We start from the raw sequence: 22,628 nt of genomic DNA on the forward strand, positions 1-22,628 counted from the left end.
CGCGCATTAGACAGCGCGCGGATGCCTGAGGTCGAGATGAAGACTATGCTACAACCATCGATTCCCGCCCTGGCGGCGCAATGGTGCCGGTGAGGATGTTGCACTATGGTTTGAAGTAGGGACGGCCTGGGACCGAATCGCGCAGGGTTTGATCGGTGCACTTCGCTGGAAGCTTCTTGCAGGCAGCGGCCGCTGGTGCGGCAGGAGGTGGGAATGTCGAAGTACGAGCACGTTGACCGCGAGGATCTCGTCCGGTTGCTGACCCGCGCCGAGCAAACGCTGCGGGCCGAGTCCGACGATGACGCGCGGCGCCGATTGCATGAGCTGGAGCTGCATCAGATCGAGCTCGAGCTCAGCAACCGCGAGCTGGCTGCGGCCCAAACCGAGCTCGAGGTCTCCCGTGAACAGTCTGCCGTGCTGTTCGATTTCGCGCCAGTCGCCTATCTGCAGCTCGATCTCAACGGCAACATCTCGCGCTCGAATCTCGCCGCCGCGCGCCTGCTCCGCCGGGAACGCGGCCTGCTCGATGGCTGGCCGCTGGCCTCGATCCTGGGCGGACAGGAACGCTCGCATCTGCTCAGCCACCTCAATGCGGCCTTTGCCGGCAAAGGGCTCGTATCGGATGAGTTCCAGCTCGAGGCACGGCGTCAGGAGCGCGCGCGCGAGCTGCGCCTCGATAGTTGCGTGATGACGGATGCGGATGGCTCGCATCACTGTCTGACGACCCTCACCGACATCACCGAGCTCCATCAGGCGCAGCAGCGGCTGCGCCGCAGCAACCAGGAGTTGAAGACGCTGCTCAAGGCGGCCCCGGTCGGGATCGGGGTCGTCTGTGAACGGGTGTTCCAGTCGGTGAACCAACGCCTGCTCGCGCTGCTCGGCTATTCCGAAGAGGAACTGATCGGCCAAAGCGCGCGCATGATCTATCCCAACACGGCTGAGTTCGAGCGCGTCGCGCGCGTCAAGCACGCCCAGGTTCGGGCCTATGGCGTCGGCGAGATCGAGGCCGTCATGCGCCGACGCGATGGCACCTTGGTCGACGTCCTGCTGCGCTCGGCGGCGCTCGATCCGGCCGATCTGAGGGCCGGGCTGGTGTTCACCGTACTGGATATCACCGACCGCAAGCGCGCCGAGCGCGAGCGCGATCTGGCCCAGCAGCTGCTCGATCAGGCGCTCGAAGGCGGGCAGATCGGCACCTACTCGGCGCGGATGCCTGAGGGTGCGTTCGAGGTGGATGCGCGTTACCTGGCGATGCTGGGATACCGTCCCGGCGAGCTGAGGCTCGACTGGCACACCTGGCTCGAGATGATCCATCCCGAGGATCGCGCGGCGGTCGAGGCCCGGGTGAAGCCGGTGATCGACGGCGAGGTCGATTCCTTCGAGGCCGAGTACCGGATGCGTCACCGCTCGGGCCATTGGGTCTGGGTGCTGGATCGCTCTCGGGTGCATGACCGGAAGACGGATAGGGCCGGGCTGCAAACGGCTGGGACCCACCTGGACATCACGCGCCGGCGCGAGGCCGAGGGGCAGGTGATGTACCTGGTCGAGCATGATGCGGCGACGGATGTCTTGAATCGGCGTGGGATCATGCGCTCGATCCAAACGATTCACGGCCAAGCCAAGCGCTCCGGTCAGCCTTTTGCGATCGCGATCCTGGACCTGGACCATTTCAAGGAGATCAACGACGCATATGGGCACCTGGCCGGCGATGCGGTCCTGCATCGTGCCGGCGAGATGCTCCGACACGAGCTGCGCTCGGCCGACTGGGTCGGGCGTTGGGGCGGTGACGAGTTCATCCTGGTGATCCCGGACAGCAGCGCCGCGACGGCGATGGCGACCATCGAGCGCGTGCGGGCACGGATCGGCGCGGAGCCGATCGACGCCGCGGGGCACGCGGTGCGCCTGTCCATCAGTGCTGGGCTGGCGCTGTTCCGGCCCGGTGCGGACAGCCTCGAGGCGGTGATCCAGCGGGCCGATGCCGCGCTCTATCAGGCCAAGCGCCGCGGCCGTAACCGTGCGCTGTTCGATGGCGCCGAGGAAGGTCAGGCGGCGATCTCGCGCGCGGCGGTGCTGCAAGAGGCCCTGCGGGAGGAGACCATCGAGGTCTGCGAACGGCCGATCCTGGCGCTGCGCTCGAGCAGGCAACGCGCGCGGGAGTTGGTCGCCCAGGTGCCGCATCCCGCTGGCGGTCTGCTCGACGAGCAGGGCTGTATCGAGGTCGCGCAGCAGCTCGGTCTGATGCATCGCATCGACCAGATCCTGGTGACGGCGGCGGCCGAGCGGCTGGCTGCAGCACCACCGGAAGAAGCGGGACAAGATGAGTGCTTGGTCTTCGTGCGCCTATCCCGCGACTCGGTGCTGCACCCGAGCTACATGGAGGCCCTCGCCGAGCGGGTGCCGGCGGACCGATCAGGGCACAGCGATCCCGGCCTGGTGCTGACCGTCGACGAAGCCCAATTCGCCCAGGGCGCGAAGCAGGTCTTGGCGGGTCTGCAGCCGCTGCTCGAGCGCGGTTGCAAGCTGGGGGTTGTCGGCTTCGGCGGTCAGCAATCGACCATCCGCTTCCTGGTCGAGCTGCCCGTCGCCTTCGTCATCGTCGATGCCGAGCTGATGCGTCTTGCGGCCGAGTCGCCGCGCGCGCGCACCGCCCTGGTCTGCATGACGCAGACCGCCCGCGACATGGGATGCACCGTCATTGCGCGTCAGGACGGCGAGGCCGCCTCGCCGGAATCGGTGGCGTCTTGGGGGATCGACTGGGTGCAGTGATTTGAGCGCATGCGAATATTCCGATGTTGTGAGGTCGATCAACGGGCATGAGGGGCGAAGCCGCTACGCTGAAGGGGCATTCGCGGCTTCGGGGTCCCATGTCTTCCTCCATCGAGAATTCGCACTTCCTGCTGCGCCGGCTGCACTCGCTGCTCGGCCTGGTGCCGATCGGCGCCTTCCTGGTCTTCCATCTGTGGGAGAACTCGCAGTCACGCTTCGGCGCCGCGCACTACAACGACGAGGTCGTCGGCGCGCTCCAAGGCCTGAACTATCTGCTGCTGTTCGAGCTGTTCCTGATCGCGCTGCCGCTGCTGTTCCATGCCGGCTATGGACTGGTGATCATCGGCCACGGCCGCGCCGAGCCGCGCCGCTATGGTTATCTCCGTAATCGGCTCTATTGGCTGCAGCGGCTCTCCGGCGTCGGGCTGATCCTGTTCCTGCTGCTGCATGTCGGGCTGACGCGCATCGCCGGGCTGTTCGATCCGTCGATCAGCGCCGATCTGTTCACGCATATGCGCCAGGCGCTGGCGCAGCCGGCGGTCTTCGCGCTCTATCTCGCCGGCCTGCTGCTGGCGGTGTTCCACCTCGCGAACGGGCTCGCGACCGCCGCGATCGTCTGGGGGCTGACTGCGAGCGCCGAGGCGCAGCGCCGCTTCGGCTGGGTCTGCGCCGGCCTCGGGCTGCTGCTCGCGGCGCTCGGGGTGCACGGGTTGCTCGGGTTCCTGATCGCGCCGGCGGCCGGGGGTGGCGCATGAGCGGGGGACAGAAGGGCGGCCAGGTCATCGTCATCGGCGGCGGGCTCGGCGGCCTCTGGGCGACGCTCGCAATCGCCGCGGCCGGGCATCGGGTGACCCTGTTCTCGCTGTTCGAGGTGATGCGCTCGCACTCGGCCTGCGCCCAGGGCGGCATCAACGCGGTGCTCGACGGCAAGGGCCAGCACGACAGCGTCCAGCAGCATATCGTCGACACCATCAAGGGCGGCAGCTATCTCGCCAATCAGCCGCCGATCCAGTCGATGTGCGAGGACGCGCCCGGGCTGATCCGCACCTTCGAGCGCATGGGCGTGACCTTCTCGCGCACGCCCGAGGGGCTCTTGGATCAGCGCCTGTTCGGCGGCGTCAAGAACAAGCGCACCTGCTTCGCCGGCGCCAGCACCGGCCAGCAGTTGCTCTATGGCGTTGACCAGCAGGTCCGGCGGCTCGAGACCGAGGGGCAGGTCGCGAAGCAGGAGTGGTGGGAGTTCCTGTCGATCGTCCGGGATGATGATGGGGTCTGCCGCGGCATCGTCGCGATGGACCTGCGCAGCCTCGAGGTGCGCGCCTTCCGCGCCGATGCGGTCGTGCTCGCGACCGGCGGTCTCGGCCAGATCTATGCGCCCAAGACGACCTGCTCGACCAACTCCACCGGCGCCGCCGCGAGCCGGGTCTATCAGCAGGGCGCGCGCTTCGCCAATGCCGAATTCTTCCAGTTCCATCCGACCGCGATGCTCGGCGCGGACAAGACGCGGCTGATGACCGAGGCGGCGCGCGGCGAGGGCGGTCGGGTCTGGGTGCCCAAGGACCCGGCTGATCGGCGCGCGCCGCTGCGCATCCCGGAAGCGGAGCGCTTCTATTTCCTCGAGGACTGGTATCCGAGCTACGGCAACACGGTGCCGCGCGACATCGCCTCGCGCGCGATCTGGAAGGTCACGCGCGAGCTCGGCCTCGGGATCGGCGGCGGCGATCGGGTCTATCTGGACCTGACCCATCTCGAGCGCGGCTTCGTCTCGACCCGGCTCGGCGCGATCCTGTCGATCTACCGCAAGTTCGCCGGCCAGGACCCGCTGACGACACCGATGGAGATCTTCCCGGCCGCGCACTATGCGATGGGCGGGCTCTGGGTCGACTACGAGAAGGACCCCGCGACCGGTGGGATGAGACGCGGCAGCCCGCGCAACCATGCCACCAGCATCGCCGGGCTCTATGCCTGCGGCGAGTGCGATTATGCCTACCATGGCGCCAATCGGCTCGGCGCCAACTCGCTGCTGTCGGCCTCCTATTCCGGGCGCGTCGCCGGCGAGGCGGTGGCCAGCTATCTGAGTGGGCTCGAGCGCGGGGCCGACGCGGCGCCGGCGGCGAGCTTCGATGCCGAAACGGCCCGCCAGGCCGAGATCAACCAACGCCTGATGCGCTCCAGCGGCGATCAGAACCCGTTCCGACTCCATCGGGAGCTCGGTGAGCTGATGACGACCAAGGTCGGCGTGATCCGCGACAACGCCGGGCTGGATGGGGCGATCGCGGACCTGAGCGCGCTCGAGCAGCGCTTCGAGCGGCTCGACCTGGGCGAGTCGAGCACCTGGGCCAATCAGAGCCTGGCCCATGCGCGCCAGGTGCTGGACATGGTGCGGCTGGCGCAGGTGATGGCCGCGAGCGCCCGCGCGCGCGACGAGTGCCGCGGCGCCCATTTCAAGCCGGCCTTCGACATCGCGATGCCAGCGGACAGCTTCCCGGGTGAGCCCGCGTTCGAGGCCTACCGCGAGCGCTGGAAGGCGAACAACGCCGAATGGCTCAAGACCACGCTCGCCGAGCCGGGCCCGGACGGGCCGCAGATCCACTTCGAACCGGTCGATCTCGGGCTGCTGGCGCCCGAGCAGCCGCGGGATTATCGCTGATGCAAGCCCGGATGCCATCCGAATCGCCCGCCTGCGAGACCGTCGAGCTCCAGATCCGACGCCAGGACGGCCCGACCACCAAGCCGTATTGGCAGACCTTCGTATGCCCGGTGCGCCCGGGCGCCAATGTCGTCTCGCTGCTGATGGACCTGCGCGAGCACTGCGTGACCCAGGACGGGACGCGGGTCGATCCGGTCGCGTTCGAGCACAACTGCATGGAGGAGGTCTGCGGCGCCTGCGCGATGCTGATCAACGGCTCGCCGCGACCGGCCTGCTCGGCGCTGATCGCCGAGCTCGAGGCGCCGATCCGGCTCGAGCCGCTGCCCAAGTTCCCGGTCGTGCGCGACCTGATGGTCGATCGCGCGGCGCTGTTCGCGCACCTGAAGCGCGTCAAGGCCTGGATCAAGCTCGATGGGCCTTGGGACGTCCATGAGCGCGCGCCGCGCGTCTCACCCAAGGAGTGGCAAGCGAACTATCTCTACAGCCGCTGCATGAGCTGCGGCTGCTGCATGGCTGCCTGCCCCCAGTTCGGCCCCCAGTTCGGTTCCCAGTTCGGCCCCGAGGCGTCCTTCGTCGGCCCGGCGCCGTTGGCCCAGGTGCGGCTGATGAACGCGCATCCGACCGGCCGTTACGACAAGGCCGAGCGCCTGCACGCGATCATGGCCGACGGCGGGCTCAGCGACTGCGGCAACGCTCAGAACTGCGTGCGCGTCTGCCCCAAGGCGATCCCGCTCACGACCGCGATCGGTGAGCTGGGGCGCGAGACGACGCTGCAGGCATTCAAGGACCTGTTCGGTCCTCACTAAGCGGCTGCTGGGAGACTAAGCGGCTGCTGCGAGCGATCGCTCCGAAATCGGGAAAAGTCGTTTCTGTTGATCCACTGTTTCCTATCGCCTTAGGGGCGTTCTGTTTGGTTTTCTAACCCGTCCTGCGATATTGGCCTCATGGTCTGCATGAGCGACTGATTCAGAACCTTGAGGCTAACGTTGCCTTTTGTGCGGTCTTTCGGCTTCTGGTGATCAATTGGTCGCGGCGAGCCCGGAGTGGCTTCGATACTGGTACTGGCCGATATTGACGTCGTGATGGTCGATCGATCGCGATATCGAGCGCAACCGTTGCGCTGCGGCCGTGCCTCTGTGCTTGCCAAGAGTCTGCTTTAGCGCTAGCTTCTCCTCCGTCGGCTGGTCGCGCTGGCTGCATCGAATTGACTGAACGCCGAATTGCGTCGATGAGAGTGCGCATTCCGCAGCATGCGCTCGCAGTGTAGCGCGGCGGTTCACCGTCATCCGTCCTTCCCTGGAGACGCAGAATGAATCCTTTGGTGAGTCTGGCGATCTCGCAGCTTCCCGGCCTTGCAAAACGCATTGCCGATAAGGTGATGCCGGATGTTGAAGAAAAGGTGGCCGACACGGTCCGGAATTTCCTCGGAACCGATGATCCGCAACAGGCCGACCTGGAACTGCAGGACCCAAAGGTCGCAGCGGAGCTTCGGGTGCGTCTTGCCGAGATCGAGGCCGAAGCCGATCGGCGCGAGGCCGAATTGAGGCAAAAGGAGCGCGAGGGGCAGCTCGAGGCGATCCGTCTCCAATTCGATCAGTTCAAGACCACGTTGCAGGACAAGCAGGACGCTCGTGCGACCATGACGGGGCTGGTTCGGCTCAATAGTCCATTAGCCTGGGGGCCGGTCATCGTCTCTGCTGTCGTGACGGTGGGGTTCTTCGCTGTGCTGCTCTATCTGATCAGTGCCGGACTCGATCCAGCGAGCCAGGCGGATCAGGCGCTGCTGCAGATCGTCAATATCGCGGTTGGGGCGCTCACCGCCGGATTCGCGACCGTGGTCAGCTTCTGGCTCGGCTCGTCGAGCGGGTCGCGCAATAAGGACGATATCGCGCTGCAGACGCAGTCTCAGGTCGCCGCGATGCAACGCGATAGCTTGAGTGCGACCGAGCGCATCGTCGACAACCAGTCGCGGCAGGCACGTGAGCTGATCCAGCGCGTCGCGCGCGAGCCGGTCGCCGCGACGCCGACGTTGGCGCCGAAGAAGAGCACCCGGCAGTTCCGCCGCTGTGTCGACATCATCCTCGGTCATGAAGGCGGCTATGTGGATCATCCGAGCGATCCGGGAGGCGCGACCAACATGGGCATCACATTCCAGACGCTTCGGGCTTGGCGGGGCGAGTCGATCACCAAGGATGATGTCAAGGAGCTCTCGGAAGACGAGGCCCGGGAGATCTATCGCGCGAACTATTGGAATGCGCTGAACTGCGATCAGTTGCCGATCGGGGTCGATTTGGTGACCTTCGATTTCGGCGTGAATGCCGGGGTGAGCCGTGCCGCGAAGATGCTGCAGAGGATCGTCGCCGTCGAGGCCGATGGGCAGATCGGGCCGATCACGCTTGGAGCCGTGAGCCAGAACGACGCCGAGCACCTGATCAAGCAATTCAGTGATGCGCGGCTGAACTACTATCGGGGCCTGTCGCACTGGGAGACCTTCGGTCGCGGCTGGTCGCGTCGCACTGCCGAGACCCGCGATGCAGCGCTGGACATGCTCCGCGCGGGCGGACGCACCTAGCATGGCGATCCGCTGCTCTGCGACGGGCCCCTCAACCGGTGGATGCGAGACTGGAGATCAGCCGTCATGAGCGATGACCTCGGAACTGCCGGTTCAGCTGAGACGAGACCGCCCCAGGCGCCGTCGGGCGCGGTGCACCAGATCAACCCGAAGTATCTGTTCCTCGTGGCCTCCATCACGGTACTGGTCGCGCTGGCGGCGACCGTGGTTTACGTATTCTTCGAGCAGGAACGGGAGCCGGTGACCTACGTGGTCGTGGTCGTCCTGCTGTTCTTCGCGCTCTCGACCGCCAGCTCGCTGCTGTTCGCGAACGCGACGGCGCTGAAGGGGACCGTCATGGGGGTCACGATCAGCATCGTCGGCCCTGCGGCGCTGTGGTTCGCTGGCATGCTGTTCTTCTTCTACATGTTGCCGCCCGAGAAGCTGTTTCCCCCGGAGCAGTCTCTGGATCTCGAGTCCATCGACGATGTGCTGCAGATCGCCGCCGACCTCGAACGGCGTCATGGCTGGGCCTCCTATGATGATTGGAAGACGGAGCAGAAGACCGTCCGCGAGCTGTTCGACGATGAGGAATCGCACACGCTGAGCAGTCTGCTCGCGATCATGTTCGAGACCAAGGATCTCAGCAAGGTGATCGAGCCGCGGGTGACGACGGTGTTCGTCTACTTCGAGCAGGGCGTCATCAAGCTGCAGCGCATTCACGGCTCGCGCGAAGGGGCCAAGGCCCATATCCGCTTTCAATCCACCCCGACCAAGGAGGGAGCGACGGCCAAGTCGGCCCTGTTCATCGGTGATCAGCGGTTTGGCCAGCTGGTGCTGGAGAAGTCCATCACCGACCTCACGGCGCGTGGGCGGCGGGGGATCGAGGAGATCTCGTCCGATCCGGTGGATTGCTTCATCCTGACCATTTACGATGACCCAGTGAGCGAGGATTATCTGGTCGTGAACATGCGGCGGTTCTCGAACGCCGCCGCCGGTACCGTCGATCTTGCCGCGGCGAGTCTGGACCCGTCCTTCCCGATCGCGGATTCGAGCCTCTGGTACATGAAGCCGGCCCTCTCGTCGCTGCGCCATCCGCCTCCCCTGGTCTTTCTTGATGCACGCGACAAGGAGACCGACATCGAGCGCATCAACCAGCAGCTGCAGCCTTGGCTAGCGGTGCTGGATAGCAACTTTCGGGCGGGCCGGATCAGAGACGAGACGGCGCGGCAGCTGCTCGACAAGGTGATGGCCAAGTTCAGCACCGCGGTCCCGGAAGAGGAGTCGCTGAGCATTGTTGATATTCCTCGGCTGCTGGATCGGACACGGGTCAGGGCCTATCAATTGCCACGAGCCGAGTACGCGACCCTGATGCTACTGCGGCGAGGATGACTGCGGTTCGACAGCGTGCCGCGAGCATGCTGATCTGGCCCCGCTATCTGGGGCTCAATGCGGCATTCGGCGGTCTGGTCGGCTTCCGCTACACGCTCGATGTCTGGGTCTACCGCCAGGTCGCCGCGGGCGGCGCCTCGGTCATGTTGCTGCTCGGTTTCAGCTTTGCCGGGATGTTGCTCGGTGAGATCATCGCTGCACGTCTCTCCGACCGCGTGAGCCGATCGCTGGCTATCCTCGCGTCGGCGACGGCCTTCGGCGCCTGGGCGGTACTGGCGATGCTGGGTGTGGTGCTCGACGCGGTCGCTTTGCTCTGGGCCGCCGGCGCCCTGTTCGGGGTCGGGCTCGGTTTGCACCATGCGTCGGTTGATGCGTGGCTGGATTCGGCCATGGAACGACATCGCGGACAGGGTGCGACGGACCTGGAGCTCAGCACCGGCTTTCTGCTCTATAACAGCGGCTACCTCGGTGCTGCCACGCTCGCCTTCCCGCTACTGTTTGGTCTGAACTGGTCGGCGTCGCTGGAGTCGGCGAGCGCACCGCAGTTGGTGACGGCGCCGTACTTCCTTTGTCTGGTCCTCACTGGCGTGGTGTTCCTGCTGCGACCCGCCCCCGATGGAGAACGAGACGTTCACTCGGCGCGACCTCTTTCGGGGCTCGCATTGCCTCTCCGGGAGTACTGGGCCGTGCTCGCGTTCGGGCGGTTCAGGCTGGTGGCGGCGATCCTAGTCGGGGCCTGCATCAACCTGCTGGTGCAGTTCATGGACCATTTCGCACCAGCCACCTTGCTGCCGGGTCGAGAGGTGGGCGAGCGCGCGCTCAGCATCTTTTCGTTCAATCTGACCGTAGTGCTGGTCATGCTGGGCCTGACGGCACTACTGGCCCGCCTCTGGCCTCGCCAGCGGCTCAGTGACCGAGCGCGTGCCCTGCTGTTGGGCGGTTTCATCGCGACCGCCCTCGGCTTGATGGCATCGGCCATCGTCCTGGGGCAGACCCCGGTGCGCGCTTCCGATGCCGTGGCGGCCCCGATCCTACTGGGATTCGCGCAGTCGTTGCTGCTCGCCCTGCTGCCGCTCACCAAGTCCTGGGTGCTCGAGTTCGGGGTCTCCGGTCTGCGCGCGACGGCGCTCTCCCTGCTCGGTGTCAGCAAGCGACTGCTGGCGATCGGGGCGACATTGATGCTCGGGCTGGCAGGCAACGCCGCAGCGAGCGATCCTGGGACCTCCAGCTGGCTGCTCTGGGTCCTGCTCTGCCTCGGTGGTGGGTGTATCGGCGTGCTGATCTTGAATGCGACCTCGAGCGCTCGCTCCTAGCGTATGATGCGGGGATGAGTGCATCGATGCGAGATAAGCCTCCTGTCATAACGACGAGCTGACTCCGAGATGACGCGCGACGCGCTCGGATTCAGTCTGCCGCTCGCCGCCCGTGCCATGCCCCATCGTCCGGATCAGTCTTCGCCCTCCCGCACCGCCCGGTCTATCTCGCTCGCCTATGCAGCGATCGCCGCGAGCTGGATTCTCGTCAGCGATTGGCTTGTGGCCCTTCCAACACCCGGTGGGCAGGACCTCGTGCCCTGGCAAACGGCCAAGGGTCTGGGCTTCGTCGCCGTCACCTCGGCCCTGCTGTTCCTGCTTCTGCGCTCGCGCCTGAAACAGCACCAGGAGACCGGGCGACGCTTCGAGACCTTGGTCGAGAGTCTGCCGGGGATCGCCTACCGCTGCGAGAATGACCACAGCTGGACGATACGCTATGTCAGCCGTTCTGTGCACCTGCTGACCGGTTATGCGCCAGAAGAGCTGATCGGCAATGCAACGATCGCCTATGCGGCGCTCATTCATCCAGAGGATCGAGAGCCCGTCTGCGAACAGATCCAGCAGGCCCTGAAGGCCGATCGAGCATTTCGTGTCGAATACCGCCTTCGTCGTCGAGACGGCCGTCTGATCTGGGTTTGGGAGCAGGGTCGGGGCGTGCCGGATATCAACCGCCGAGGGCAGCTCGTCCTCGAGGGGCTGATGCTTGATGTGACCGAGCGCAAGCAGGCCGAAGCGGCCGCCAAGGAAACGGCCGAGCGCTTGGAGTCGCTCGGCGACAACCTGCCGGGCGGGGCGATCTACCGGCTTCACCGAACCCCGAGCGGCGAGTATCGCTTCACCTATGCCTCGAAGGGCATTGAGCAGATCCTGGGGATCAGTCGCGAGCGGATGCTGGCCGACGCAACGGCCGCCTTTGAGCTGACCGAACAGCCCTATCGGGACGCTGTGCATCAGGCCAACGAACGGTCTGTGCGTGATCTGAGCCTGTTTGAGATGGAGCTGCCGCAGTGCCTGCCAGATGGCAGTCGCAAATGGATCGCAGTGCGCTCGCTACCGTATCGATCAGCCGATCGCGGGGTGTTCTGGGACGGGATCGTCATGGACATCACCGAGCGTAAGGCGGTTGAGGAGAAGCTGCGCGAGGCAGCGGCCGTGTTCGCCAGCACGGCGGAAGGGGTCGTGATCACCGCATTGGATGGCGAGATTCGCGATGTCAATCCTGCCTTTTGCGGTATTACCGGCTATCGCAAAGAGGAGGTGATTGGCCAAAACCCACGTTTGCTGAAATCGGACCGGCACGATCGCAGCTTCTATCAGCGGATGTGGCAGTCATTGGAGGGGCGAGGCCAATGGCACGGCGAGATCTGGAACCGCCGCAAGGATGGGGCGATCTATCCGGAGTTATTGACCATCAGCGTCGTCTCGGATCAACAGGGCCAAGCGACCGGCTATGTCGGTGTGTTCGCCGATATCACCTCGCTCAAAGAGTCCGAAGCGCGTCTGGATCATCTCGCGCATCATGATCCGCTGACCAACCTGCCCAACCGGCTATTGTTCGATGCCCGGCTGGGCCACGCTATCCATCATGCCGCCCGTAACCATGGCGCTTTGGCGGTGTTGTTCACCGACCTCGATCGTTTCAAGCACATCAACGACAGCCTGGGGCATCCGGCCGGTGATCAGCTGTTGCAACAGTTCAGCCGGCGCCTGACCGATACCCTCAGGGCCGAGGACACGGTTGCCCGCATCAGCGGCGACGAGTTCGTGGTCCTGCTGGAAGCGGTCGAGGGCGCCACGCATGTCGCGCCGGTCGCGCGCAAGCTGATCGAGGCCCTGAAGGAGCCCTTTCTGATCGAGGGCAGCTCCGTGCGCGTCACCGCCAGCATCGGGATCAGCCTGTATCCGGACGACGGCAATACGGTCGCAGCCCTGTTGCGCAACGCCGACGCGGCGATGTATCGCGCCAAGGAAGAGGGTGGGAACAGCTATGCGTTCTATACCGCCGAGATGACAGCGGCGGCCTTCGAGCATGTGTTCCTCGAGAATGCGCTGCGCGGCGCGCTGGAGCGCGACGAGTTTCGACTCCTGTATCAGCCTCAGATCGATCTCGAATCGGGTCGCTTGCTCGGGGTCGAGGCGTTGCTGCGCTGGCATCACCCGGAAGAAGGCGTCATCCCGCCGATGCGTTTCATTCCCATTGCCGAACAGACCGGCCTGATCCTGGAGATCGGGCGCTGGGTCTTGCGCTGCGCCTGCGCCCAGGCGCGGCGTTGGCTGGATCAAGGTTTCGAATTTGACTGGGTCGGGGTCAATGTGGCGGGGCGACAGGTCCATGACCGCGAGTTCGTTGGAGACGTCGAGCGCACGCTCGCCGAAACGGGATTGCCGGCGAGCTGTCTCGAGCTGGAGATCAGCGAGAACTTCGTCATGCGGCGTGCCGACTCCGGAGTGGAGAAGCTGCAGACGCTCCATGCCAAAGGGGTCGGGATCGCGATCGATGACTTCGGGACCGGCTATTCGTGCCTCAGCCACCTCAAGCGGCTGCCGATCAGCAGGCTCAAGCTCGACCAAGGCTTCGTGCGCGGCATCCCCGATGAACAGGACGATATGGCCATCTGCGATGCAGTGATCGCGATGAGCCGAGCATTGAGCCTGGCTGTGATCGCCGAGGGCGTCGAGACGGAAGATCAGGCCGCTTTCCTGAGTGGAAAAGGTTGTCGCGTTGCCCAGGGGTTTCTGTTCGGTCGACCGATGTCGCCTGAGGCGATCGAGCGCCTGCTCGAGGCCGCAGGTTAGTGCAAGACAGCGGGAATCCCAAGACCGGTTGTCGCTGCCCACACCGGTCGTAGGGTAGGAGCCCGCTTGCGGGCGATTTTCGCAGCTGGTCGTGGGGTAGGAACCCGCTTGCGGGCGATCTTCGCAGCCGTGAGCGCGGCCTGGTCGCCCGCAAGCGGGCTCCTACAGCGCTGAGAGCCCAAATGGCAGAAAGAGGGTCTCGGTATTGCTGACGCGATGCACTAGTCGGCTGGCTTGAGCCAGAATACCATCGGTTTCGCGGTCTCATCTGTATCGCCGAGCTCCTGCCAGCTGAAGGTCGTCGTCAGCTCCGGGTGGCGTCGATAGCCGCGCTTGGTCCAAAAGCGATCCAGCGGCACGTGGTCGGCGGGTCGCCGCGGGTCATCATCGCTGCGCTGCACCGCACAGAAGGCGTACCAGTCGAATTGCAGGCCCTGCTGCTCGCTCAGGGCACGGGCATGCCGCTCGCGCTCTTCGAAGAATCGCACGCCGAGTCCGCGGCCGCGATAGTCGGGCAGCAGCACCGATTCGCCCAAATAGAAGATCCGGCTCGGATCATAGCCGTGGGCGACGAACGGGGCCTTGACCTCGTCGGTCTCCTCGGCCATCGGCAGCGCGGTCGAGGCGCCGACGATGCGCTCGCCGTCGGTCACGACCACCACGACGCTGCCCTCGGCATCGCGGTAGGTTTGCAGATAACGCGCCTCGTAATCAGCGTCACCGTCGTAGAGGTAGGGGAACTCCCGGAACACCCGGATGCGTAGGTCCGCTAGCGCTGGGACGTAGCGGTCGAGCTCGACGCCGGTCGCGGTGAAGACCTGAAGGTTCTCTTGGGGCTCATGTTGCTCATTCATCGGATCGTCCGTTCTTGCTCCTGCGAACACTGCTTAGGCGATTTCTGTCAAAGCTCATACCGCCTTGCTGGTCTGTTCGCTCGCCTTCTTCGTCGCGCCGCCGGTCACATAGCCCGGCTATGCTCCCGGCGACGCTCCTCGAAGGCAAACGACAATCCTGCGCAATTCGGTACGAGCTTTTCCGGCAATCGCCTTAGGAATTGTCCATCATGTGTTCCCCGGAGCTGCCGTGACCGGGTGCTCCGAAATCGGGAAATCACGTCTGGACTCGATATGCTATGGCCTATCTCTACCTCGTTGTCGCGATCGTCGCCGAGGTGATCGCGACCAATGCGTTGAAGGCGGCCGACGGCTTCAGCCGGCTCGGGCCGAGCCTGCTCGTCGTGCTCGGCTACGGGGTCGCCTTCTACTGCCTGTCGCTCGTGCTGAAGACGATCCCGGTCGGGATTGCCTACGCGGTCTGGGCCGGTCTCGGGATCGTGCTGGTTGCGGTGGTTGCCGCCTTGGTGTTCGGCCAGGTGCCGGATCTAGCCGGCCTGATCGGCATCGCGTTGATCGTCGCGGGTGTCGTGATCATTAGCCTGTTCTCGAAGATGGTCGGGCACTGATCCGCGTTCGGGATCGACCTCAACAGGCAGCGTTGCACGGCTCCCGGTCGGCGGCGGGATCATCCAGCGTCATGATGGCCAAGTCTCTGTTATACTGCGCGGTTTTGCCACGTTTCATAGAGTGCAAGCGGAGATCATGTCCCAGCTGCAAGACGAGCTCGCCCGCCGGCGGACCTTCGCGATCATCTCGCACCCGGATGCCGGGAAGACCACGCTGACCGAGAAGCTGCTGCTGTTCGGCGGCGCCATCCAGCTGGCCGGAACCGTCAAGGGCCGCAAGGCCGCGCGGCATGCGACCTCGGACTGGATGGAGCTCGAGAAGCAGCGCGGGATCTCGGTGACCTCGTCGGTGATGCAGTTCCCATACGGCGAGTCGATCGTCAACCTACTCGACACCCCGGGCCACGGCGACTTCTCCGAGGATACCTACCGCACGCTGACCGCGGTCGATTCGGCATTGATGGTGATCGACGTCGCCAAGGGTGTCGAGGAGCGGACCATCAAATTGATGGACGTCTGCCGGCTGCGCAGCACCCCGATCCTGACCTTCGTCAACAAGCTCGACCGCGAGGGACGCGATGCGATCGAGGTGCTCGACGAGATCGAGCAGGTGCTGCAGATCCAGTGCGCGCCGGTGACCTGGCCGATCGGGATGGGCAAGCGCTTCAAGGGCGTCTACGACCTGCGCCACGACCGCACCCACCTGTTCAGCGCGACGCACGGCGGCAAGATCCAGACCGGCGAGGTGATCGACGGGCTCGATAACCCGCGCATGAACGACCTGCTCGGCGATCAGGCCGATGAGCTGCGTGACGAGCTCGAGCTGGTCCAGGGCGCCAGTCACCCGCTGAATCTGGACGACTACGCAGCGGGCAAGCAGACACCGGTCTTCTTCGGCTCGGCGATCAACAACTTCGGCGTCAAGGAGCTGCTCGATGCCTTCGTCGCCTATGCGCCGCCGCCGCGCCCGCGCCCGACCCGCGAGCGCCCGGTGGAGCCGGCCGAGCCGAAGTTCACGGGCTTCGTGTTCAAGATCCAGGCGAACATGGACCCGGCCCACCGCGACCGCGTCGCCTTCCTGCGCGTGTGCTCGGGCAGCTACAAGAAGGGCATGAAGATGCGCCACGTGCGCATCGGCAAATCGGTGCAGGTCGCCAATGCGATCACCTTCCAGGCCGACGAGCGCCGACAGGTCGAGGAGGCCTGGCCCGGCGACATCATCGGCCTGCACAACCACGGCACCATCCAGATCGGCGACACCTTCAGCGAGGGCGAAGACCTCAAGTACGAGGGTATCCCGTATTTCGCACCGGAGCTCTTCCGCCGCGTCGTGCTCAAGGACCCGCTCAAGCTCAAGGCACTGCAGAAGGGTGTCCTTCAGCTCTGCGAGGAGGGCGCGACTCAGGTCTTCCGGCCATTGAAGAACAACGACATCATCCTCGGCGCGGTCGGTGTGCTGCAGTTCGAGGTCGCGGCCTACCGGCTCAAGGGCGAGTACGGGGTCGAGGCCGTGGTCGAGGGGGTGGGCGTCAACACCGCGCGCTGGGTCGAATGCGATGACCCGAAGATGCTGGCGCGCTTCAAGGAGAAGGCCTACGAGAACCTGGCGCTCGACGGCGACGAACAGCTGGTCTATCTCGCGCCGACCCGGGTCAATCTGGATCTGACCCAGGAGCGCTGGCCCGAGATCCGGTTCAATGCGACGCGCGAGCTCTGAGCGCTTGCCTGCACGGAGATTGAACGCCCTTTGCCAGGCGACCAACTGAGTCTTGGCGGCTAAGGCGATTGCCGGAAAAGCTCGTACCGAATTGCGCAGGATTTTCGTTTGCCTTCGAGGAGCGTCGCCGGGAGCATAGCCGGGCTATGTGACCGGCGGCGCGACGAAGAAGGCGAGCGAAAAGACCGGCAAGGCGGTATGAGCTTTGACAGAAATCGCCTAAGCATCGGGACGCGGTCGAGTTATACCCAAGGCACGTCAATGCTCGGCACGGTCGAGGAAAACCGAAAATCGGTTTGCGATGGGTATATTCGACTCGGGAACCCCCTGACTCGGCCCGTAGCCTCTCACTTGAGGACGGGCCGCTTGGGTGGTCGCCTCATCGCTGCGTGCCGCGTTGCTGAGCACAGGGCGGGTCGGCAAGGGTCATGCGGGGGCGGGTGATGCAGTGCTGGGAAGGACGATCCGCTGGTCGGGATGCGGATGAAGCGATCAACAGCTGCAGGCTTTCGGGTATGAAGAGGACAGAACCAGAAGACGCTCCTCGGGACCTGGTGGTGCTGGCACCGGGCCTGCTTGGACCGGTGCCGCTGCCTGCCGAGCAGGTCCCGACCACGCCGGCGTTGAGTCGTCTGCTCTCCCGGGGCCAGCGCCAGGACGACGACGGGGCGGATGCAGCCGAGCGGCGCGGGCTGACCCAGGTGCTGCTGCAGCGTTTCGGCGCCGAGGCGAGTGCACCCTATGCCCGCGCCGCCGATGATCCAGACTGGGATCGCTCCGGCTATCTGCTGCATGCTGATCCGGTGCATCTGCGTGCCGACCGCGACCAGCTCCGGCTGTTCGGTGCCAGCCATTTCGCGCTCTCAGTGGATGAGGCAGAGGCCCTGGTCGCAGCATTGAATCGCGAATTCGCCGATGATGGCCTAAGACTAAGCGCGCCGGCGCCTTCGCGCTGGTACCTGCAGCCACCGGCCCCGCCGGCACTCGAGACCCAACCGCTCGACCAGGTCGATGGCTGCAGCATCGACAGCGCCTCGCCCGCTGGGACCGACGCCAAGCACTGGTCCGGGTTCTTGAGCGAGGTGCAGATGGCGCTGTTCCAGTCGCCGGTCAATGCCGAGCGCGAGCGTCGCGGACAGCCGGCGATCAACGCCCTCTGGCTCTGGGGAGGCGGGACATGGCGGCCGCTGGAAGCGCCTGGATTTCAGCGCTTGGTCGCGGGCTCTGCGCTCGCTCAGGGCCTTGCCGATGCGGCAGGGATCACCGCCTCGCACGCGGCCTTGAGCGAGGAGGCGGCTGCCGCCGATCCCAGACTGGCAGGCTCGCTGGTGGTGTTTGAAGGGCTGCGGCAGGCGCTGCAGGACGCCGATCCGCTGCGTTGGATCGAGGCGCTCAGGGAGCTGGAAGCCGGGCTTGACCCGGCGCTCGCTGCGCTCGGTCGAGGCCGCGTCGGCGGCATCGAGCTGGACCTCACAGACGGCCGTCGCTGGCGGCTCGAGCGCCGCGACCTGCGGCGTTTCTGGCGGCGCCGACGCACCCTTACTCACTGGCTGGACGGGCTGGCTTCCGGCTAGCTCCGGTACGGCAACCAAAAACCGGTACGGCAACCAAAAACCGGTACGGCAACCAAAAACCGGTACGGCAACCAAAACGGTGGTCTGCAGCCAGAGAACGGTTTCTATCGTTCTGTTCTTGAAGGCTTTTCGGGTTCTCTCAGTCGCTTGCCACAGCGTCACGGTGCGCTATAGTTAGAGGTAGGAGATGGCAAAGTGATCAGGAGGAACGCGATGAGCGCAAAGAGCAAAGAGACCAAAGCCCTACAACGTCACGAGTCCCATTGGTTCGATGAAATGGATCGGTCGTTCGAGCAGATGATGCGGCGCGGGCTACTGCAGCCGTTCCGCGACATCTGGCCGGATTGGGCACCCTTCCAACCCGACCTGGACGTGCGGATGCCGCGGGTCGACATGATCGACCGCGAGGCTGAGCTGCTGGTGCGGGCCGAGCTTCCCGGCATCGACAAGGAGCATGTGCACATCGAGGTGGCCGGTGACATGCTGACCATCCGCGGTGAGCGGGCGCATGAGGAGAAGCGCGAAGAGGAGAATGTCTATCGCGCCGAGATCCTGCACGGTGCCTTCAGCCGGACATTGCGGCTGCCGCCCGGGCTCGACACCGAAGCCGCTGAGGCGACCTTCGAGAAGGGCCTGCTCGAGATCCATCTGCCCAAGCCTGAGGAGAGCAAGCGGCAGCGGATCGCGATCAGCTAGCGAGCGATGTCAGGCCCGTGCCAGACCAGTGCCAGACCAGTGCTGAAACGTGCTGGCACCGGACCTTCACCAGTGGCCGGTGCCAGCTGTGCCTTTCCATGGTCCAACGATCTCACTGGTGATCCATCCCCCATAGTAGCCGCCCGGCTGGGCCTGCACCGGCTCATCGTCGACGAAGCACCGCAGTAACGCGGGGTAGCAGGCATACCAGCCGGCGATCACGGCGGCGTCGTCGCCTGCATTGGGATAACGCCAGATCGCGTTGCGAATCAAACCCTCGCTGCCGTCCACATCGAAGTACTCGGCCTCGCCCTTCCACTCGCAGAAGGTCCGTCGCGCTGATGCTTGCAGCAGTTCCGACCGGACCGACTCGGGCGGAAGATAGAACGCGGGCGGGCTGCCGGTCTCCAGCGCGCGGATGCTCCTTGAGCTCTCAGCGACCAGCGCATCGCCCGCATAGACAGCAATGCGGCGTGAATCGGGGACATAGGCCGGCGGGCGAGGATAATCCCAGACCGACTCCTGTCCCGGCCCGGGCGTCTCGGCGAACGGCGGGCGTTGTTGGCCGCGATAGCGCCAGGCGGCGCGGGCGCGGTCGAGATCGGATTGACTGTCACGCATGGTGGTATGGTCCTCGAATGATCCGCGCGCTCACTGGCCGGAGGTGCCGCCATCGACCGGTGCCGCAGCACTCGCCAAGCGACGCCAGACCAGCGTGCGGTTGTTGACCGGCATCGCGATGTCCTCCTCGAGTGCCAGCCCTGCCTCGGCGGCGAAGCGCTCGAGCTCGCGCCGATCGCGGACGCCGCTGGCCGGATTCTGTAGCTGGAGCGACTGGTCGAACCGCGCGTTGCTCTCGCTGGTGTGCTGGCCGTCGATACTGAACGGCCCATAGAGTAGGAAACGGCCGCCGGCAGGCAACAGCGCACCGACCCCGGCGAACAGGCGCTCGACCTGCGCGAGCGACATGATGTGGGCGGTATTGGCGCTGAAGACGGCGTCGTAGCCCCGGCCGCTGAATGCGGCGAGCCAGTCTGTCTCCATGTCTAGGGCGAGCGGGGCCGGGAGATTCGGCAGCTTTGCCTCATCCAGCCATTGCCGAATACCCGGCAGATGGGCCGGGACATCGGTGCACTGCCAGCGTAGGTGCGGCATCGCCGCGGCGAAATGCACTGCATGCTGGCCGGTGCCGCTGCCGATCTCGAGCACCGAGTGTGCAGCGATGAGCCGCGGTTTGAGCACCTCGAGGATGGGCTGCTTGTTCTCTTCGCAGGCCGGGGAAAAGGGTTTATCGATGATGCCTTGCATGATGACTCCGGTCCGCCAGTGCTGCTGACTGCGCTCGGTCGCTTGCGCTGCGTCTTGGCGCGCGATGCCCCGCTTCGATGGGGCCGAACCTGCCTGAGGTTCAACGCCAGACTGGGCGGAGATTGGACCGGCTCTGGCGGTTCGCAACCGATGCCGATAAGACCGATGCCTGACCTCCGCTTCGATGAGGCCGAACGTGCCTCGGGCTCAACGCCAGATTGAGCGCGGATTGGATCGGCTCTGGCAGTTCACAACCGGCGCCGACACGACCACCATCTCGAAGCGGTGCGGCGGCGCCGGCAAGCGCTGATGCGGAACTGGCGGATCGGCTATGATGGGCCTAGCCACGCATGGCGAGCGGTCTCGCGGTCGGTTGCCACGCTGGCGCTCGATCGAGGCCTACCAATCCTGCTGCTAACGAGATCGCAATGCTTGAAGTGCTGAGAAGCACAGTGCTGATTGCTGCCGCCCTGCTCGCCGCCTGCGCCGGAACGGGGGGCGGCCCCGGCGGCGGACAGGACACCGGGCGCGATGGCGATCGCGCGGCGACGGATCGCGCCGGAGCCGAAGGCCCTGCGTTGAGCGAGGGAGGCGTGACCCATGATAAGGGGGCTTCGCTGACGTTCGAGCTCGGCGCACCCCCGCAGCCCAATCAGCTCGGGGTCGAGCACTGGAAGCGTCCCCCGCGCTGGCCGGTGGGTCCGACGCGCGACGATGATTCCGAGGTCGGCGTGCTCTATGCAATGGCCTACTTCCCGGCACCGAGCGGTGTCGAGACCGAGCTTGCGAATCGTCTCGCCGAGCTCTATGCGGACGCGCGCGCGGGTTATGGGCTTTACAGCTTTCTGCTCGGCGGCCCGACCGACGCCCGCTCGCCGGTTGATGTTGCAGCCTATGGCGAGCTGCTGCGGGCAATCGATACCTATGTGATGAACAGCAATGGGGCCGGCGGCAATGACGACACCGGGCGCCACGGTTTCCTGATACAGGTGGACGTGCTGCGCCCCGACGGAGAGCTGTATGAGCGGGTTTATCCGGGGCTCTCGGCCGAGGCACGGTTGGTGCTGGCGCGCCAGTTGCGGCTCTACGGCCATGTCGGGCTCGCGGATCGGCTGGAGGCCTCCTCGGGTCCGTTCCTCGTGACCAGCCTGCGTCCAGCCCTGGTGCCGATGAGCGCAACGCAGCCCCTGCTGGTCGTCGATCTGCAGCCGCTCGGCCCCGAGTACATGTACTCGGTGGTGGATGTCTACGATCGCCCGATCCCGGGCGACATGCTCGGCCGGCCCGAAAGCCTGGCTGCGATTGCGCGACGGCTGAGGGAGATCTTCCCGAACCGCCAGGTCGACAGCGGTGCCGCGCCGGCCCCGGACCAGGAGTGGATCTGGCTGATCGACGGCACCGCCCGGGCCCAGGCCCAGGCTGTTGCTCCAATCACCCGAGGCGATTCGGCGGGGACGGCGTCATCGACGAGTCGTGCCAAGGCACCGGACGCAGCGATTGCGCTGGCGGGTGCTCGATCCAGTAGCAGCTGCTTGCGGATGGAGGGTGTCTGATGTTGGGTGGACGTATCAGCGGTATGCTTCGGTTCCTGATCGGCATCCTGCTGTTGCAGGCCGCCACCGCGTTGCTGACCTATACCGCGCTGATGACCGACCTCGAGCAGACCGCCTATCTGTTCGCGGCCTTGGCGGCGCTGCTCGGCTTCCTGGTGGCGCTCTGGTTCGATTCGGTGGTCGGGACGGTGCGCGAGCAGACGCTGGCCCAGCAGAACAAGCGCCACACCCGCGAGCGCGAAAAGCTGCGCATGCAGGCCGAGCGCGAGAAGGCGAAGCTGGCGGCGCGCAAGAAGAAGGACTCCAGCGGCGCCAAGCTCCGCACCGGCGTTGCGGTGGGCGGGGTCGTCGGGGTCGGGATCGCGATGATGTTCGCGCAATTCCTGACCCTTGGCCTGCTGACGATCTCGACCGCTGGTGGCGCGGCGGCCGGGTACGGGCTGCGATTGCGCCAAGAGAAGCGCATTCGCGCGCGTGAGCTCGAGAGCTCAGGCGAGCGGCTGATCGCGGCATCGACCGCCGACGTGCCAGCGCTCGAAGCCGAGATCAAGAAGCCTCCGGCCAAGACGGCGGCATCGCGCAAGCGCCGCCGTGAACCCAGGAATGATGCCTAAGCCGCCTGCCGAGACAGGTTTTCGGCGTCCATCAACGCAGACCTGATCGCGGCCGGATTGTCTCCGTTCGCACCGGGCCTTGCGGCAGTCAAGGCGGCCCGCTTAATGCCAGCAATTCCCGCCATCCTCGGAGATGGCAGCTGACAAGACACGGAGACCGGCATTGAAGATCTCTGGACGCATGGACGCCTCGCTGCAGAGCAACGCTTTGATGAAGCTGGCTTGTTCTCCCCTCA

At 65.4% G+C, this 22,628-nt stretch carries 17 protein-coding genes; 14 read left to right on the top strand and 3 right to left on the bottom strand.

Going from position 1 to position 22,628, the window contains the following annotated elements:
• The first annotated feature begins 213 nt into the window (after window positions 1-213).
• The 8 genes from CKO40_RS16855 (at window position 214) to CKO40_RS16890 (ending at window position 13,468) form a co-directional block, all read left to right on the top strand.
• Window positions 214-2,766 carry a sensor domain-containing protein gene (locus CKO40_RS16855; RefSeq protein ID WP_200347616.1) on the top strand — a complete coding sequence of 851 codons (2,553 nt, stop codon included), beginning with the start codon at window positions 214-216 and terminating at the stop codon, window positions 2,764-2,766.
• Between the two features lie 98 nt (window positions 2,767-2,864).
• Complete coding sequence (locus CKO40_RS16860; RefSeq protein ID WP_200347617.1) at window positions 2,865-3,521, top strand: succinate dehydrogenase/fumarate reductase transmembrane subunit; 657 nt, start codon at window positions 2,865-2,867, stop codon at window positions 3,519-3,521.
• Complete coding sequence (gene sdhA / locus CKO40_RS16865) at window positions 3,518-5,416, top strand: succinate dehydrogenase (quinone) flavoprotein subunit (RefSeq protein WP_200347618.1); 1,899 nt, start codon at window positions 3,518-3,520, stop codon at window positions 5,414-5,416. The genes CKO40_RS16860 and sdhA overlap by 4 nt, the downstream gene beginning before the upstream one ends.
• 11 nt (window positions 5,417-5,427) lie before the next feature.
• On the top strand, window positions 5,428-6,222 hold the full coding sequence (sdhB, locus tag CKO40_RS16870; protein ID WP_200347619.1) for a succinate dehydrogenase iron-sulfur subunit: 795 nt from the start codon (window positions 5,428-5,430) through the stop codon (window positions 6,220-6,222).
• Window positions 6,223-6,725: 503 nt separating this feature from the next.
• Window positions 6,726-7,988, top strand: coding sequence for a glycoside hydrolase family 108 protein (locus tag CKO40_RS16875; RefSeq protein WP_200347620.1), 1,263 nt, complete (start codon window positions 6,726-6,728; stop codon window positions 7,986-7,988).
• A gap of 66 nt (window positions 7,989-8,054) precedes the next feature.
• Entirely contained in the window at window positions 8,055-9,359 is a 1,305-nt protein-coding gene (locus CKO40_RS16880; RefSeq protein WP_200347621.1) for an FUSC family protein, read from the top strand.
• A 26-nt stretch (window positions 9,360-9,385) separates the two neighbouring features.
• A complete protein-coding gene (locus CKO40_RS16885) occupies window positions 9,386-10,672 on the top strand; it encodes an MFS transporter (RefSeq protein WP_200347622.1) in 1,287 nt (428 codons plus the stop codon).
• A gap of 69 nt (window positions 10,673-10,741) precedes the next feature.
• The gene (locus CKO40_RS16890; protein WP_200347623.1) at window positions 10,742-13,468 is read left to right on the top strand and encodes a sensor domain-containing protein; all 2,727 of its coding nucleotides are present in this window, start codon (window positions 10,742-10,744) and stop codon (window positions 13,466-13,468) included.
• Between the two features lie 221 nt (window positions 13,469-13,689).
• Here CKO40_RS16890 and CKO40_RS16895 read toward each other — a convergent pair whose 3' ends face one another.
• Window positions 13,690-14,322, bottom strand: a complete 633-nt coding sequence (locus tag CKO40_RS16895) for a GNAT family N-acetyltransferase (RefSeq protein WP_200347624.1) — start codon at window positions 14,320-14,322, stop codon at window positions 13,690-13,692.
• Window positions 14,323-14,600: 278 nt separating this feature from the next.
• Between CKO40_RS16895 and CKO40_RS16900 the strand changes: the two genes are divergently transcribed.
• From CKO40_RS16900 to CKO40_RS16915, 4 genes are all read left to right on the top strand, one after another.
• Entirely contained in the window at window positions 14,601-14,930 is a 330-nt protein-coding gene (locus CKO40_RS16900; protein WP_200347625.1) for a DMT family transporter, read from the top strand.
• A gap of 136 nt (window positions 14,931-15,066) precedes the next feature.
• Window positions 15,067-16,647: a peptide chain release factor 3 gene (locus CKO40_RS16905; RefSeq protein ID WP_200347626.1), complete on the top strand. Its 1,581-nt coding sequence runs from the start codon at window positions 15,067-15,069 to the stop codon at window positions 16,645-16,647.
• Between the two features lie 515 nt (window positions 16,648-17,162).
• Window positions 17,163-18,221 carry a hypothetical protein gene (locus CKO40_RS16910; protein WP_200347627.1) on the top strand — a complete coding sequence of 353 codons (1,059 nt, stop codon included), beginning with the start codon at window positions 17,163-17,165 and terminating at the stop codon, window positions 18,219-18,221.
• A gap of 213 nt (window positions 18,222-18,434) precedes the next feature.
• The gene (locus CKO40_RS16915; protein ID WP_200347628.1) at window positions 18,435-18,917 is read left to right on the top strand and encodes an Hsp20/alpha crystallin family protein; all 483 of its coding nucleotides are present in this window, start codon (window positions 18,435-18,437) and stop codon (window positions 18,915-18,917) included.
• Window positions 18,918-18,983: 66 nt separating this feature from the next.
• On the opposite strand, the gene CKO40_RS16920 is transcribed toward CKO40_RS16915, so the two are convergent.
• Both CKO40_RS16920 and CKO40_RS16925 read right to left on the bottom strand, forming a co-directional pair.
• Complete coding sequence (locus CKO40_RS16920; protein ID WP_200347629.1) at window positions 18,984-19,538, bottom strand: DUF427 domain-containing protein; 555 nt, start codon at window positions 19,536-19,538, stop codon at window positions 18,984-18,986.
• Between the two features lie 30 nt (window positions 19,539-19,568).
• Window positions 19,569-20,225, bottom strand: coding sequence for a DUF938 domain-containing protein (locus tag CKO40_RS16925; protein ID WP_200347630.1), 657 nt, complete (start codon window positions 20,223-20,225; stop codon window positions 19,569-19,571).
• Between the two features lie 428 nt (window positions 20,226-20,653).
• Here CKO40_RS16925 and CKO40_RS16930 point away from each other — a divergent pair, with 428 nt between their 5' ends.
• Complete coding sequence (locus CKO40_RS16930; protein WP_200347631.1) at window positions 20,654-21,778, top strand: hypothetical protein; 1,125 nt, start codon at window positions 20,654-20,656, stop codon at window positions 21,776-21,778.
• Window positions 21,778-22,392 (top strand): hypothetical protein, encoded by a 615-nt coding sequence (locus CKO40_RS16935; RefSeq protein WP_200347632.1) that lies wholly within the window; start codon window positions 21,778-21,780, stop codon window positions 22,390-22,392. The genes CKO40_RS16930 and CKO40_RS16935 overlap by 1 nt, the downstream gene beginning before the upstream one ends.
• Window positions 22,393-22,628 lie beyond the last annotated feature (236 nt).

The organism is Halochromatium glycolicum, assembly GCF_016584085.1.
Classification (GTDB): Bacteria; Pseudomonadota; Gammaproteobacteria; order Chromatiales; family Chromatiaceae; genus Lamprobacter; species Lamprobacter glycolicus.

Coding starts and splice junctions, on each gene's coding strand:
- CKO40_RS16855 (WP_200347616.1), top strand. CDS start 214: ATGTCGAAGTACGAGCACGTTGACCGCGAGGATCTCGTCCGGTTGCTG.
- CKO40_RS16860 (WP_200347617.1), top strand. CDS start 2,865: ATGTCTTCCTCCATCGAGAATTCGCACTTCCTGCTGCGCCGGCTGCAC.
- sdhA (WP_200347618.1), top strand. CDS start 3,518: ATGAGCGGGGGACAGAAGGGCGGCCAGGTCATCGTCATCGGCGGCGGG.
- sdhB (WP_200347619.1), top strand. CDS start 5,428: ATGCCATCCGAATCGCCCGCCTGCGAGACCGTCGAGCTCCAGATCCGA.
- CKO40_RS16875 (WP_200347620.1), top strand. CDS start 6,726: ATGAATCCTTTGGTGAGTCTGGCGATCTCGCAGCTTCCCGGCCTTGCA.
- CKO40_RS16880 (WP_200347621.1), top strand. CDS start 8,055: ATGAGCGATGACCTCGGAACTGCCGGTTCAGCTGAGACGAGACCGCCC.
- CKO40_RS16885 (WP_200347622.1), top strand. CDS start 9,386: ATGCTGATCTGGCCCCGCTATCTGGGGCTCAATGCGGCATTCGGCGGT.
- CKO40_RS16890 (WP_200347623.1), top strand. CDS start 10,742: ATGACGCGCGACGCGCTCGGATTCAGTCTGCCGCTCGCCGCCCGTGCC.
- CKO40_RS16895 (WP_200347624.1), bottom strand. CDS start 14,322: ATGAATGAGCAACATGAGCCCCAAGAGAACCTTCAGGTCTTCACCGCG.
- CKO40_RS16900 (WP_200347625.1), top strand. CDS start 14,601: ATGGCCTATCTCTACCTCGTTGTCGCGATCGTCGCCGAGGTGATCGCG.
- CKO40_RS16905 (WP_200347626.1), top strand. CDS start 15,067: ATGTCCCAGCTGCAAGACGAGCTCGCCCGCCGGCGGACCTTCGCGATC.
- CKO40_RS16910 (WP_200347627.1), top strand. CDS start 17,163: ATGAAGAGGACAGAACCAGAAGACGCTCCTCGGGACCTGGTGGTGCTG.
- CKO40_RS16915 (WP_200347628.1), top strand. CDS start 18,435: ATGAGCGCAAAGAGCAAAGAGACCAAAGCCCTACAACGTCACGAGTCC.
- CKO40_RS16920 (WP_200347629.1), bottom strand. CDS start 19,538: ATGCGTGACAGTCAATCCGATCTCGACCGCGCCCGCGCCGCCTGGCGC.
- CKO40_RS16925 (WP_200347630.1), bottom strand. CDS start 20,225: ATGCAAGGCATCATCGATAAACCCTTTTCCCCGGCCTGCGAAGAGAAC.
- CKO40_RS16930 (WP_200347631.1), top strand. CDS start 20,654: ATGCTTGAAGTGCTGAGAAGCACAGTGCTGATTGCTGCCGCCCTGCTC.
- CKO40_RS16935 (WP_200347632.1), top strand. CDS start 21,778: ATGTTGGGTGGACGTATCAGCGGTATGCTTCGGTTCCTGATCGGCATC.